Raw genomic sequence first — 13,609 nt, 5'->3', positions numbered from 1 at the left:
GCGTCAAAAGAGGTCCACTTTGGACTTGGGTGGCTTCCGCAAAAGACCTTCTCCTGCAACTGTTTCCCAGTAGCAGCGTTGTCGCATGCCTGGTCGGCGGCCTATCGTTCGGGGTACGCGCTCGCCGGACTGGGGGAGGTCACGTGGATTCCGGAAAGGCTCCGCACCACGGCCACGGCCACGGGCATGGCCACGGACATGGACGCCGCAGCGCTTGGGCGGGGTTGAAGCACGCGGTGACGCCGCACAGCCACGACGCCGCCGATGCCGTCGACGGGCCGCTGGCGGCCAGCCGCAAGGGCATGCGGGCGCTGTGGACCTCCTTCGCGGCGCTGCTGGTCACCGCCATCGGGCAGGCCGTGCTGGTGGCCTTCACCGGTTCCGTCGCGTTGCTCGGCGACACCCTGCACAACTTCGCCGACGCGCTGACCGCGGTGCCGATCGCGGTCGCCTTCCTGCTCGCCCGGCGCGCCGCGACCCGCCGTTTCACCTACGGGCTCGGCCGCGCCGAAGACCTCGCCGGACTCGTCGTGCTCGCGATGATCGCGGCGTCGGCGGCGCTGGCGGGCTGGGAGGCGATCCGGCGGATGGTCGACCCGCAGCAGGTCGAACACCTGGGCTGGCTCGCGGCCGCCGGACTGCTGGGCTTCGCGGGCAACGAGCTGGTCGCCCGCTACCGCATCCGGGTGGGCCGGGAGATCGGCTCGGCCGCCCTGGTCGCCGACGGCCTGCACGCGCGCACCGACGGTTTCACCAGCCTCGCCGTGCTCGGCTCGGCCGGTGGCGCCGCGTTGGGCTGGCGCTGGGCGGATCCGGCGATCGGGCTGCTGATCACGGCGGCGATCGCCGCGGTGCTCTGGGGTTCGGCGAAGGTAGTCCTCGGCCGGGTGCTCGACGCGGTGGATCCGGAGCTGGTCGGCCGGGCGGAGCTGGCGCTGGCCGCCGCGCCCGGGGTGCGCGCGGTGGGCGGGCTGCGGATGCGCTGGATCGGCCACGAGCTGCACGCGGAGGCCGAACTGGACGTCGCCCCGGACCTCAGCCTCGCCGACGCGCATCGCGTCGCGCACGACGCCGAGCACCGCCTGCGGCACGCCCTGCCGCGACTCGGCGGCGCGACGATCCACGCCCACCCGGCGGGCGCCGACCACGAGCTGGTCGCCCACCACCACTGAACGGGCCGGGTGGCAGATGCGGGGACTTGGCCACAGCCGTCGGCTTGTCGGGATACGACATGCCGGTGGTCCGCAGTTTCAGTGAGGGTTTTTCATCCTGGTCAACCCGCAGCCGCGGGTCGCAAAGCTGCACTGTCGATGGGGTGTCGCATGCGCCGCAGGCGCATAGCCCACCTACGACACTTGCACCGCCGCGGGTTCACGGTGCCCACCCCTTCGGGGTTCCCTCGGCGAGGACGGCCCTGACGCCGTGTATTGGACATACATAAGTCAGGGCACCCACAGACCAGGGAGCCTCTGAGGTTCCGCCACCCGCACCGCCACGCAAATTGAGGTTGGAAGAACCTCAATTGAAACTGCGGCGAGAGGGAAATTGTCCTTCGGACTGCCGATCACGTCGGAGTGCCGCAGTTCGGCCGGCGTCCGCCGAGTCAGGCGAGGCGGGCCGGGAAACCGCCGGTGGCGATCGGGCCCCAGCGTTCGATGTGGATGCGGATCAGCGACTTTCCCTGCCGGGCCATCGCCTCGCGGTACTCCGCCCAGTCCGGGTGCTCGCCGGAGATGCACCTGAAGTACTCGACGAGCCCGTCGAGCGCCTCGGGCATGTCCAGCACCTCGGCGCGGCCGTCGACCTGCACGTACGGGCCGTTCCACTCGTCGGAGAGCACGCAGATCGACACCTTCGGATCGCGGCGGGCGTTGCGGGTCTTCGCCCGCTCCGGGTAGGTCGACACCACGATCCGGCCCTCGGCGTCCACCCCGCAGGTCAGCGGGGACATCTGCGGGCGGCCGTCGGCGCGGGTGGTGACCAGGACGCCCCGGTGCCGGGGCCGCAGGAACTCCAGCAGGGCTTCGCGGTCGACTCGATCGGCGCGGGCGATCGCCATGGGTTCGCTCCCCACATCCGGCGGCAAAGGTGCACCACCAAGCCTAGGGCGCGTTTCGATGCGGCGTGTCTTGGGCCGGAAGCCGTACCGGGCGAGGCGAGCAGGCGCGAAGGGTTTTGGGGTCCTCGCCTCGCCCGGCCGGGGCCGCCAGGCGAGGGCCTCGCCCGTCGTCGCACCCGAGTGGCCGTTGACACCCCGGGCGATCCCGGGTTAGAAGGAGATTCCAGAATAGCCCTCTGCGTTCACGGCAGGAGACGCCATGCAGTGCAAGGCCGCAGTGCTGGAGACCGCCCCCGGACCGCTCGTGATCAGCGACGTCGACCTGGATTCGCCCGGCCCGAACGAGATCCTGATCCGCACCGCCGCGGCCGGGGTGTGCCACTCCGACCTGCACTTCATGGAGGCCAAGTACCCGCATCCGCTGCCCGCGGTGCTCGGCCACGAGTCGGCCGGGGTTATCGAGGCGGTCGGGTCGGCCGTCACCGGCCTGGCGCCCGGCGATCACGTCATCACCTGCCTGTCGGTGTTCTGCGGGCACTGCGAGTACTGCACCACCGGCCGGCCGAACCTGTGCACCAAGGAGGACGTGGTGCGCCCGGCCGACGGCCCGCAGCGGCTCAGCCGCGGCGGCGAGCCGATGCACCAGTTCCTGAACACGTCGAGCTTCGCCGAGTGCATGCTGGTGCACGAGCACGCGGCGGTGAAGATCCGGCCGGACATGCCGCTGGACAAGGCGGCGCTGATCGGCTGCGGGGTGACCACCGGGCTCGGTGCGGTGTTCAACACCGCCGGGGTGCGGCCGGGGGAGACCGTGGCGGTGATCGGTTGCGGCGGGATCGGGCTCGCCGCGATCCAGGGCGCGGCGATCGCCGGCGCGGGCCGGGTGATCGCGGTCGACCGCCTGCCGGGAAAGCTGCGCCTGGCGACGAAGTTCGGCGCCACCGACGTGGTCGATGCGTCCGATGTGGACGCCGCGCAGGCGGTGCTGGAGCTGACCTCCGGCGGCGTGGAGCACGCCTTCGAGGCGGTCGGGCTGGCCAGCGCCGCCGAGCAGAGCTTCCAGATGCTCCGGCCCGGCGGCACGGCGACGATCATCGGCATAATCCCGTTCGGGGAGAAGATCTCGCTGGACGGCTACTCGTTCCTCCGGGAGCGCAAGATCCAGGGCTCGACGATGGGTTCGAACCGCTTCCGCGTCGACATGCCGCGCTACGTCGACATGTACCTGTCGGGCAAGCTCGACCTCGACTCGATGATCAGCGGCACGACCGCGCTGGCCGGCATCAACGAGGCCTACGAGAACCTGAAGCGGGGCGAGGTCGCCCGCCAGCTCATCACCTTCGGCTGAGGCGACTGGGCGGGAAGAGGGCCTCCGCCGGGCTTGGAGCCCCGCGGCTTGGCCTGGCTGGGCGGCGTTTTCGCGCGAAACCGGCATCCGGCAGGCGTGGGCGCGGCGTTTTCGCGCGAAAACGCCGCGCCCACGCCTGGGACTTCGGGCCGCGCGCCTGGCAGGTCTCCTCCGGGACGCGGTTTCGCGGTCAGGTGACGGCCAGGGTGTCGACGCGTCCGGAGCGATGTCCGATGTAGACCGCCGGAGCGCCGGTGCCGGTGGCAATCGCGGTGACCGGGGCGTCGCCGCACAGCCCGCCGGCCGAGCGGAGTACGTCGCCCCGCTTCGCAGTGGGCGCGATCCGCCACACGAGAATCGCTCAGCCCGCTCGGCGGTAGCCCGTCGGGCCCAGGTAGCGGTGGTTCTCCGCGCTTGGGCCGGGCTCGTGTTCCTCGGGCGGCTCGGCGGTCGTCGTCGTGCGCGGATGCGGGTTCTGCGCGTCTCCCGGGCGCGGGCGCCAGCGCGACAGGTCGCGGCGCACCACGAGCAGCAGCACCAGGCCCACGACGAGCAGGCCGTGCGAGAGCAGGCGGGTGGCGGGGACCGCGTTGTTGATGACGTCGAAGACGCTGAAACCGCCCAGCACCAACAGGAACGCGGCCATCACCGGCAGCAGGCCGGTGCTCGCGCGAACCCGCCAGGCCGTCCACAGCATGCCCAGGCCGAGCGCCAGGTTCCACGCCGTGCTCTCGTTGAGCAGGTGCCCGGTCATGACGTCGCCCATGCCGTGGTCCGCGAAGTGCGTCACGCCCAGCACCTGCGCGATGCCCAGCGCCACCTGGCACAGCGCGACGGCCGCGAGCAGCACCCGCGGCCACCGGCGCGGGACGGGATCGCGCATCCTGCGGGCGGCGTCGAGCACGGACTGCGCGAGGTCCGGTGTCGGTTCGACCGGGCCGACTCGCAGCGCGCGGTTCAGCTCCGCCGCGCGCTGCTGCCAGGACCGGCAATCGGCGCATTCCGCGAGGTGGCCCTCCAGCCGGTCATCGGGCACTGGCGGCGGCTCGCCGTCCAGCCTCGCCGACAGCGCCTCGCGGTACGTGTAGCAGTCCACGTCCATACTGTCGCTCGGAGGGCGGCCGGAGTTCCCGGCGGGTTGGTGCTTCAACCGGTTCCTTCCGACTGCTGCGCGGTCTTCTCGAGCAGCTGCTCCCGCGCGCGAGCGACCCGGGAGCGCACGGTGCCGATCGGGCAGCCGCAGACCTCGGCGGTTTCCTGGTAGGACAGACCCAGCACCTGGGTGAGCAGCAGCGCCTCGCGGCGTTCGTCGTCGAGCTCGTCCAGCAGCATGTTCAGCTCCACGATGCCTTCGAAACCCGCTCGCTCGCCCGCGCCGCGGTCGGCCGCCCCGACCCAGTCGCCGCCGGCATCGGTGCGGGGCCGGGAACGCTCGTAGCGCACCTGGTCGACGACCACGCGTCGGGCGATGGACAGCAACCAGGTGCGCGCCGACGAACGCCCGGAGAACCTGCGGATGCTCTTGAGCGTCCGCAGGTAGGTCTCCTGGGCGAGATCGTCGGCGAGGTGGACGCCGGCGAGGTGGGCGATGAAGCGCCACACGTCGCGCTGGGTACCCCGGATGAATTTCTCCAACGCGCCGCGATCACCTGATCGCGCCGCCAGGGCCAGCTTTGTCAGCCGGGCGTCCTCGCCCTCCGAGCGACTCATAGCTCGGCAGGCTAGTGGGCCGGTGACGCTGTGAGTACAGGCGCCTGCGCGGTGTGCCCGGGAGCACACACCCCTTGCAGGATGTTCCCATCCGGCGGGAAATTTCACGTCCGGCGGCGGGAACCGCGGGTGCCTCCGGTCCGACTGGTGTGTCGACGGCGCGCATCGATTCGAGGAGGACCGGCGGGATGGCCTGGTACGCGGACGACGAGTTGTGGTCGGTGTTCTCGCCGGTGATGTTCTCGCCCGAGCGGGCCGCATTGGCGGCCGAGGTGGTGGCGGACTCGCCGCTGTTCGCCTTTCCCGCCGGGGCGCGGGTTCTCGACCAGTGCTGCGGGATCGGGTTGTTCGTGGTGCCGATCGCCCGCCGCGGATATCCGGTGACGGGCGTCGACCTGAGCCCGCTGCTGCTGGCGCAGGCGGAGAAGGCGTGCGCGGATGCGGGCGTGCAGGCCCGGCTGGAGCGCTCGGACGTGCTGGAATACGTGCGGCCCGGCGAATTCGACGTGGTGCTGAACCTGTTCACGTCGTTCGGCTACTTCGACGACCCGGAGCAGAACCTCCAGGTGCTGCGCAACGCGCACGCGTCGCTGGCGCCGGGCGGTCAGCTGCTGGTCGACGTGCTCGGCAAGGAGATCTACGCCGGGTGGGTCGGGCCGCCGAAGGTGGTGGAGCTCGACGACGGCATGGTCGTCATGCGCGACACGGTTTTCGACGGCTGGACCCGGTTCCGGACCGACTGGACGCTCGTGCGCGGCGAAACGGCGAAGCACGCGTCGATCACCTGCTTCGTCTACAGCGCGGCGGAGCTGATCGCGCTGTTCGAGGCGGCGGGCTTCGCGGACGTCGAGTGCTTCGGCGGCTTCGGCGCGGAACCCTACGACAACCACGCGAAGCGGTTGGTGGTCCGCGGGATCCGGCGCGATTGATCTTCCCGGGAACTTCGAGCGGTGACCGCCCGACTAACGGGACGACGGAGTCGCCAGGAGGATGCCGAATGCAGCAGGGCCGGGACGTGTCGACGGTCGAAACATCCCGCCCGCCCGCGCGAAGCGGCCGGGCGAGGCTGTTCGCGGTCGTGCTCGTGCTGTCGGTGGTGCTGGTCGCGTCGGTGCTGGCGGGCATCGCGCTGGGGCCGACGGTGGTGCCGCCGGACGAGGTCGTGCGCTACCTCCATGCGGCGCTGACCGGCGGCACGATCCGCTCCGACGAGGTGACCGGCTACAGCATCGTCTGGCAGGTCCGCACGCCGCGGGTGCTGCTGGCGGTGGTGGTCGGCGCCGGGCTGAGCGTGGTCGGGGTCGCGATCCAGGCGATGGTGCGCAACGCCCTGGCCGATCCGTTCGTGCTGGGCATCTCGTCGGGAGCGTCGGTGGGCGCGACGGCGGTCGTGGTGTTCGGGGTGTTCGCGAGCCTCGGCGTCTACGCGCTGTCGGTGGCGGCATGTCTCGGCGCGCTGGTCGCGTCGATGCTGGTCTACGCCGCCGCGAGCAGTCGCGGTGGGATGACTCCGCTGCGGCTGGTGCTCATCGGGGTCGCGCTGGCGTACGGGTTCCAGGCCGTGATGAGCGTGCTGGTGTTCCTCGCGCCCAACGGCGACGCCGCGCGGACGGTGCTGTTCTGGCTGCTGGGCAGCCTCGGCGCGGCGAACTGGGGATCACTGCCGTTGGCGGCGGCCGCGGTGCTGGTGTGCGTCGCGGTGCTGAGCCGCAACAGCCGCTCGCTGGACGTGCTTTCGATGGGCGACGAGACGGCGGCGAGCCTCGGGGTCGATGCGGTTGCGCTGCGCCGCCGGCTGTTCCTGCTGACCTCCGCGGTCACGGGCCTGCTCGTCGCGGTCAGCGGCGCGGTGGCGTTCGTCGGGCTGGTGATGCCGCACCTGGTCCGGATCGTCGTCGGCTCCAGCCATCGCCGGGTGCTGGCGGTGGCGCCGCTGGCCGGGGCGTGCTTCCTGGTGTGGGCCGACCTCGTCTCGCGCACCCTGTTCGCCCCGGAGGAACTCCCGCTGGGCGTGATCACCGCGCTGGTGGGCGTGCCGGTGTTCATCACCCTGCTGCGGCGCCGCGGATACCTGTTCGGAGGTCGCTAGATGGATTTGCGCTTGGACGGGGTGTCGGTGGCGATCGCCGGCCGGACGCTCGTCGGCGGCCTCGACCTCGACGTCCACAGTGGAGAGATCGTCGGGCTGCTCGGCCCCAACGGCAGCGGGAAGTCCACCGCGCTGCGCTGCGTCTACCGGGCGCTGCGCCCCACCGCAGGGGCGGTGCTGCTCGACGGCGCGGACGTGGCCGGGATGGCGCCGCGCGAGAGCGCCCGGTCGATCGCCGCGCTCACCCAGGAAAGCCGCAGCGAACTGGACTTCACGGTGGCGGAAGTCGTCGCCCTCGGCCGCACCCCGCACCTGCGCGGCAACCAGGCCCTCAGCGAGCGGGAGCACGAGCTGTGCCGGCAGGCGATGGAGCGGGCCGACATCGCGCACCTCGCCGACCGCGGCGTGCTCGGCCTCTCCGGCGGCGAGCGGCAGCGGGTGCTGATCGCGCGGGCGCTGGTGCAGGAGCCGCGCGTGCTGGTTCTCGACGAGCCGACCAACCACCTGGACGTGCGCCACCAGGTGGAACTGCTGTCGTTCCTGCGCTCCTCGGGGCTCACCGTGCTCGTCGCGCTGCACGACCTCAACCTCGCCGCGAGCTGCTGCGATCGCCTCGCGGTGCTCTCCGGTGGCTCGCTGGTCGCCACCGGTAGCCCGGCCGACGTCCTCACCACCGAACTGATCCGCCGGGTGTTCGGCGTGGAGGTCACCGTCGTGACCCACCCGCGCACCGGCGCGCCGCAACTGCTCTACGACCTCAGCGCCGACTACGAAGGGACCCGATCATGATCCGATCCGCGAGGCGGCGGTCGCTGGCCGTGCCGCTGGTCGCGGCGCTGCTGGCCACCGGTTGCGGCGCGTCGGTGGAACCGGCCGCGCAGAACGGCCCGGCGCCGGTCACGGTCACCAACTGCGGTGTGCCGGTGCCCTATCCGCGCCCGCAGCGGCCGGTGTCCTACGACGTCAGCGGCACGGAGAAGATGTTCGCTCTGGGGCTGGCCGACCGGATGCGCGGGTACGTGATGAACGCGCAGGCCGAGCCCTCGATCGCCGGTTCGCCGTGGCGGGCGGACTACGCGCGCGTGCCCAGGCTTGGGACCTCGCGGATCACCCGGGAGATCGTGGTGGACGCCCAGGCCGACTGGGTGCTGGCCGGCTGGGGCTCGGGGTTCAGTGAGGAGCGCGGCATCACCCCGCAACTGCTCGACCAGCTGGGCATCCGCAGCTACGTGCACACCGAAACGTGCTGGGACTACGGCGACAAGCAGCCGGTGCCGCCGCTGGAGGCGCTCTACGCGGACCTGCACAACCTGGGCCGGATCTTCGGCGTCGAGCAGCGGGCCGCCGAACTCGTCTCCGAGCTGCGCGCACGCATCTCGAAGGTGCAGGAGGGCCGCCCGGTCGCCGGCGAACCCGTGCCGGTCTTCGTCTACGACTCGGGCGCGGACCAGCCCTACACCGCGGGCCGGCACGCGGCGCCGACCGACATCATCGCCGCGGCGGGCGGGCGGAACGTGCTCGCCGACGTGGGGAAGGGCTGGACGACGGTCGGCTGGGAGGCGGTCGTCGCCGCGAAACCCGAGGTGATCGTCATCATCGACTACGCGGGGCAGTCCGCGGCGGAGAAGCAGGCGTTCCTCGAATCGCTGCCCGCGATGCGGTCGGTGCCCGCGGTGCAGCAGAAGCGCTACTTCGTGCTGTCCTACGGGGACGCCGTCAGCGGGCCGCGCAACGTCAAGGGGGCGGAAGACTTGGCCGCCTACCTGCGTTCGATCGGGCGGTGAGGCGTTGACCGCGACAGCCCCAGCCGCCGCCGCGACGGTGCACGAGCACATCACCGACGCGCTCAAGACGCCCTCCTTGATCCGGTTGGGCGACAACGTCGTCCTCGCGCGGTTCGAGACCATGAAGGTCTACGCCGCGCTCGGCGCGGTGCGAACCCTCCTGGAACGCGGGACGATCCGACCGGGTCAGACTCTTGTGGACAGTTCGAGCGGCATCTACGCGCTGGCGCTGGCGATGGCCTGCCACCGCTACGGCCTGCGCTGCCACATCGTCGCATCGACCACAGTGGACTCCTCGATGCGCGCGCAGCTGGAGGTCCTCGGCGCGACCGTGGATCAGATGCCGCCCTCGCAGGACCTCCGGCTCGACCAGCGGCGGCGCGTGGAGCGCGTGCGGCAGCTCCTCGAGGCGCACCCCGGCATGCACTGGATGCGCCAGTACCACGACGGCGTGCACTACCTGGGCTACCGGGAATTCGCCGACTTCGTCACCGACGGGCTGCCGGACGGGCCGCTGACCGTGGTCGCCGCCGTCGGCACCGGCGCCTCGTCCGGCGGCCTCGTCGAGTCGCTGCGCGGGCGGGGCCGGGAGGTGCGGCTGCTGGGCGTGCAGCCCTTCGGCAGCGTCACGTTCGGCAGCGACGGCCACAGCGATCCCGATGCGATCATCGCCGGGATCGGCAGCGCGATCTGGTTCGACAACGTGCGGCACCACCTCTACGACTCGGTGCACTGGGTCGACTTCCGGCACGCGATGGCCGGCGCGGTCGGCCTGCTGCGCGAACACGCCGTGTTCGCGGGCCTGTCGACCGGCGCGGCGCACCTGGTCGCCGGCTGGGAGTCGGCGCGGCACCGGGAGGGCACGCACCTGGTCATCGGCGCGGATACCGGGCACCGCTACGTGGAGCGGGTCTTCGCCCGCCACCGCGAGGCGCTGGATCCCGCCGGGTTGCGGCCGAAGGAGATCACCTCGCTGGACGACCTCGCGCCGCCCTGGTCGGCGATGGAGTGGGCGCGCCGGCGGTGGAGCGGACAGGAGCCGGTGGAATGACGATCGCAGCGCTGGAAGCCCTGACCTTCGGCCTGGGGCGCCTGGTGGCCGCCGCCGACCGCGCCGGGCAGCGGCTGTGCCTGCTCACCGGCGACCGCGAAATCTACCGGCACGAGCTGTCGCGGCTCGATCCGGGAGCGCTGGACGTCGTCGACGTCGACACCCGCGACACGGCCGCCTGCGCCGCCGAGCTCGGACGGCTTCCCGAGCTGGACGGCCTGATCAACTCCACGGACACCTGGCTGCTGCCGGGCGCCGAGCTCGCGGCCCGGTTCGGCCTGGCGGGCCCGGATCCCGAGGCGGCGCGCACCATCCGCGACAAGCTCGCGGTCCGGGTGCTGATGCACCGGCACGGCCTCAGTCGCGGCACGGCCATCGCGGTGCCGGACGGTTCGTCGGCGGCCGAACTCGTCCGCCGGGAGGTCGGCCTGCCCGCGGTCCTGAAGGATTCGGCGGGCACCTCCTCGCGCAACGTGTGGCTCGTGCACGACGAGGACCAGCTGCGCAGCGCCGTCGACGAAGGGGCGGACCGGAAGCTGTTCGGTCGGCTGCTCGCCGAGCCGTTCTTCGCCGGGCCGCTGTACAGCGCGGAAACGCTCACCTGGGCGGGCCGGACCCGGCTGCTGGGCGTCCACAGCAGACAGCTGTCGCGGCACCCGCACGTGCGGGAGGAAGCCGCGGCGTTCCCCGTCGCATTCCCGGACGCGGACCGCGCCGAACTGGAGCAGTGGGTGTCGCGGTTGCTCACGGTCGTCGGTCACCGCGGCGGATTCGCGCACGTCGAGTTCGTGCTCACCGCCGAGGGGCCGGAACTGGTCGAGATCAACGGGCGGATCGGCGGCGCGATGGTGGGGGAGGCGTTGTGCCGGTCGCTGGGCACCAACGTCTACGAGGCGATGGTCGACATGGCCCTGGGCAAGGAACCGGAACTCCTCGACGCCACAACGGGATCCGGCCCCGCGGTGGCGTTCGTGCTGGTCTACCCCGACCGGACCGGCACGTTCACCGGCATGGCCGGGATCGAGCGGCTGGCCGGATTTCCCGGCGGCCCGGAGTGGTATCCGACGATGACGGTCGGGAACCGCATCGAGAGCCTCGGTGATCAACGCGCCTGCACCGGGATCGTGCTGGCCGAGGCGGCGACGGCCGAACTCGCGCTGCACCGCGCGCTCAGCGCCGCCGGCGGCGTGCACCCGGTCGTCACCGGGCGCTGAGGTGGCCTCGTTCACCAACCGTCAGTGGTTCCTGCTGGTCAGCTCGTTCTTCATCGCGCTGGGCGGGTTCGCGGTGCTGCCGTACATGTCGGTGGTGCTGCACCAGCGCCTGGGCCTGAACCTGGGGATCGTCGGCGTCGTCCTCGCGGTCGCCTCGCTCGTGCAGTTCGCCGGGGCGATCGTGGGCGCGGCCGTCGCCGAGCGCATCGGCCTGCAACGAACCATGGTGCTGGCGCTGGTGATCCGCACCGCCGGGTTCGCCGGGTTCGTCGTGGGGTTGCGCTGGCCGGGCGCGGCCGTCGCCGCGCTGGTGCTGACCTCCTGCGGCGCGGCGCTCTACCTCCCGGCGAACAAGGCGTACCTGCTGCAGGGCGTCGAGGAGGACCGCCGTCCGCTGCTGGTGTCGGCCGGGAACTCGGCGATCAACGGCGGAATCGCGCTCGGGCCGGTCGCCGCCGCGCCGTTCGTGCTCGACGACTCGGCGGCTTTGTTGGCAACGGTCGCGGCGCTGTTCGCCGTCGTGACGATCGGGCACGCGCTGCTACCCGCGGAGAGGGGTGCCGACCGCCCGGCCGGGAAGCCGGACCGGGTGCTGGCCGGAATTCCGCTGCTGCCGTTCGCGATCACCGCCTTGACCTTGTACCTGCACATGTTCTTCTACAACTACCTGGCGGTCTACGCCGTTCCGCGAGTGTCCACAGTGTTCTACGCCATCGCATTGATGCTCCACTCGCTGGGATTGGTGGTGATGCAGCCGTTGCTGGCCGGCCGGATCGGGCGGCTGCCGTACTCCCGGGCGATGCTGATCGGCTTCGCCGCGATGGCGACCGGAACGGCCGCGCTGGCACTCGGTGGTGCAGCTGCGATCCTGGCCGGCGCACTGGCCATCTGCCTCGGCGAAGTAGTGCTCTTCCTGAAGAACGACCTCGAATCCCTCGCCCGTTCCGGGCGGTCATCGGCGGTCGTGTTCGGGCAACAGCGCCTCGCGGCCGGGATCGGCGCCTTCGCCAGCGGCATCATCGGCGGCCTCGGCTACGGCGCGTTGGAAGGGGCCGGTAATGCCCACCTGTTCTGGCTGGCGGTGGCGACGCAGTGCGTGCTCCTGCCGCCGCTGCTGTTCATCGTGTTGCGGCGCCGAGAGAATCCCGAGGAGAGTCATGGATCTGGCTAGTGCGAAGGCGGTCGCCGATCGGCTGCGGGCCGACGCCGCCGACCGGGACCGCGCGAACCGGCGGCCGGTCGAAGAGGTCGAACTGCTCCGCGGGGCGGGGCTGCTCGTCATCCCGCCGGACGACCACGTGACCACGCACGCGGTGACCAGGATCGTGGCGGCGGCCGATCCGTCCATCGGGCACCTGCTCGGGTACCACTATCTGCACCTGTGGCGCGCCGGGCTGTTCGGGAACCCCGAGGCGGCCGCGCGGATGCGGCGGCGAACCGCCGAGCAGGGGTTGTTCTGGGCGGGCGTGAGCAGCCCGCCCAACCCGGCAGACGCCGGGCTGAGCATGACCACTGTGGACGGAGGATTCCTGGTCAACGGCCGGCGGACGTTCGTCACCGGTGCCGCCGTCGCGGACCGCCTGGTCGCGAGCGCGCCGGACGGCAGCGGCGAGATCCGCACCTTCCTGGTGGACGCCCGCGCGCCCGGCATCGGCCACCCCGACGACTGGGACAACATCGGGCAACGCCTGTCGGCCAGCGGCAGCATCGTCTTCGACGACGTGCTCATCGACGCGGCCGACATCCTGGGCTCGCCGCCGAGCGGCGATGTCCGGATCTCCCTGACATCGCTGGCGTTCCAGGCGATCCTCGCCCAGATCTGCGTGGCGATCGCCGAAGGCGCGCTCGCGGAGGCCGCCGACTACACCCGCCGGCGCGCCCGGCCCTGGCTGCTCAGCGGCGCGGCCGCCGCGGCAGAAGACCCGTACGTCCTGGCGGGCTACGGCGAGCTGGTCGCGGGTGTCCGGGCGGCCGGGCTGCTCGCCGACCACGGCACGGCCGCGCTGCAGGACGCGGCGGATCGGGGCGCCGAGCTGACCGCGGAGCAGCGCGGCGCGGCGGCCGCGACGATCTCCGCGGCGAAGATCGTCGCCACCAGGACCGCCAACGAGACGACGGCCGGGATCTTCGAGTTCCTCGGCGCGAGGGCCACGGCCGGCTCCTTCGGATTCGACCGGTTCTGGCGGAATGCCCGTACCCTGACGTTGCACGACCCGGTGGTCTACAAGGCCCGTGAACTCGGCGCCCACTACCTCACCGGCGAGCCGCCCGAGCCCACCGCCTACAGCTGAGCGGCCTCACATCCGCGTGACCGCGGGCACCCGGCTGTGGAAGTATGCGACGGCCCGCGAACG

The 13,609-nt window shown here is 71.9% G+C and carries 14 protein-coding genes; 10 read left to right on the top strand and 4 right to left on the bottom strand.

Features of this window, described 5'->3' with window-relative positions; genetic code table 11:
- The first annotated feature begins 143 nt into the window (after positions 1-143).
- On the top strand, positions 144-1,172 hold the full coding sequence (locus BLW84_RS25200; RefSeq protein WP_093269662.1) for a cation diffusion facilitator family transporter: 1,029 nt from the start codon (positions 144-146) through the stop codon (positions 1,170-1,172).
- A 431-nt stretch (positions 1,173-1,603) separates the two neighbouring features.
- Here the strand turns inward: BLW84_RS25200 and BLW84_RS25195 are convergent, their stop codons facing one another.
- Positions 1,604-2,059 carry a PPOX class F420-dependent oxidoreductase gene (locus BLW84_RS25195; RefSeq protein WP_093269659.1) on the bottom strand — a complete coding sequence of 152 codons (456 nt, stop codon included), beginning with the start codon at positions 2,057-2,059 and terminating at the stop codon, positions 1,604-1,606.
- A gap of 259 nt (positions 2,060-2,318) precedes the next feature.
- On the opposite strand from BLW84_RS25195, the gene BLW84_RS25190 reads away from it, so the two are divergent.
- The gene (locus BLW84_RS25190; protein WP_093269657.1) at positions 2,319-3,407 is read left to right on the top strand and encodes a Zn-dependent alcohol dehydrogenase; all 1,089 of its coding nucleotides are present in this window, start codon (positions 2,319-2,321) and stop codon (positions 3,405-3,407) included.
- A 190-nt stretch (positions 3,408-3,597) separates the two neighbouring features.
- Here BLW84_RS25190 and BLW84_RS47650 read toward each other — a convergent pair whose 3' ends face one another.
- Genes BLW84_RS47650 through BLW84_RS25180 form a run of 3 tightly spaced genes read right to left on the bottom strand, consistent with a single transcriptional unit; the run spans position 3,598 to position 5,117 of the window.
- Positions 3,598-3,759: a hypothetical protein gene (locus BLW84_RS47650; protein ID WP_177226679.1), complete on the bottom strand. Its 162-nt coding sequence runs from the start codon at positions 3,757-3,759 to the stop codon at positions 3,598-3,600.
- A gap of 9 nt (positions 3,760-3,768) precedes the next feature.
- Complete coding sequence (locus BLW84_RS25185; protein WP_177226678.1) at positions 3,769-4,503, bottom strand: zf-HC2 domain-containing protein; 735 nt, start codon at positions 4,501-4,503, stop codon at positions 3,769-3,771.
- 50 nt (positions 4,504-4,553) lie between these two features.
- Positions 4,554-5,117 (bottom strand): sigma-70 family RNA polymerase sigma factor, encoded by a 564-nt coding sequence (locus BLW84_RS25180; protein WP_093269652.1) that lies wholly within the window; start codon positions 5,115-5,117, stop codon positions 4,554-4,556.
- A gap of 188 nt (positions 5,118-5,305) precedes the next feature.
- Between BLW84_RS25180 and BLW84_RS25175 the strand changes: the two genes are divergently transcribed.
- The 8 genes from BLW84_RS25175 to BLW84_RS25140 all read left to right on the top strand — a co-directional run bounded on the left by BLW84_RS25175 (position 5,306) and on the right by BLW84_RS25140 (position 13,546).
- A complete protein-coding gene (locus BLW84_RS25175; protein ID WP_093269649.1) occupies positions 5,306-6,046 on the top strand; it encodes a class I SAM-dependent methyltransferase in 741 nt (246 codons plus the stop codon).
- Between the two features lie 68 nt (positions 6,047-6,114).
- On the top strand, positions 6,115-7,206 hold the full coding sequence (locus BLW84_RS25170) for a FecCD family ABC transporter permease (protein WP_093269648.1): 1,092 nt from the start codon (positions 6,115-6,117) through the stop codon (positions 7,204-7,206).
- Positions 7,207-7,995 (top strand): ABC transporter ATP-binding protein, encoded by a 789-nt coding sequence (locus tag BLW84_RS25165; protein ID WP_093269646.1) that lies wholly within the window; start codon positions 7,207-7,209, stop codon positions 7,993-7,995.
- Positions 7,992-8,990, top strand: coding sequence for an ABC transporter substrate-binding protein (locus BLW84_RS25160; protein ID WP_093269644.1), 999 nt, complete (start codon positions 7,992-7,994; stop codon positions 8,988-8,990). The genes BLW84_RS25165 and BLW84_RS25160 overlap by 4 nt, the downstream gene beginning before the upstream one ends.
- Positions 8,991-8,994: 4 nt before the next feature.
- Positions 8,995-10,041, top strand: coding sequence for a pyridoxal-phosphate dependent enzyme (locus BLW84_RS25155; protein WP_093269642.1), 1,047 nt, complete (start codon positions 8,995-8,997; stop codon positions 10,039-10,041).
- A complete protein-coding gene (locus BLW84_RS25150) occupies positions 10,038-11,255 on the top strand; it encodes an ATP-grasp domain-containing protein (protein ID WP_093269640.1) in 1,218 nt (405 codons plus the stop codon). The genes BLW84_RS25155 and BLW84_RS25150 overlap by 4 nt, the downstream gene beginning before the upstream one ends.
- A 1-nt stretch (position 11,256) precedes the next feature.
- Entirely contained in the window at positions 11,257-12,426 is a 1,170-nt protein-coding gene (locus BLW84_RS25145; protein WP_093269638.1) for an MFS transporter, read from the top strand.
- Entirely contained in the window at positions 12,413-13,546 is a 1,134-nt protein-coding gene (locus tag BLW84_RS25140) for an acyl-CoA dehydrogenase family protein (protein ID WP_093269635.1), read from the top strand. Before BLW84_RS25145 ends, BLW84_RS25140 begins: the two co-directional genes overlap by 14 nt.
- Positions 13,547-13,609: the final 63 nt, after the last annotated feature.

This window comes from Saccharopolyspora shandongensis, from assembly GCF_900106995.1.
Taxonomy (GTDB): domain Bacteria; phylum Actinomycetota; class Actinomycetes; order Mycobacteriales; family Pseudonocardiaceae; genus Saccharopolyspora; species Saccharopolyspora shandongensis.
Note: the sequence above shows the minus strand (reverse complement) of the source record. Positions and strands in the feature narration are given on the sequence as shown.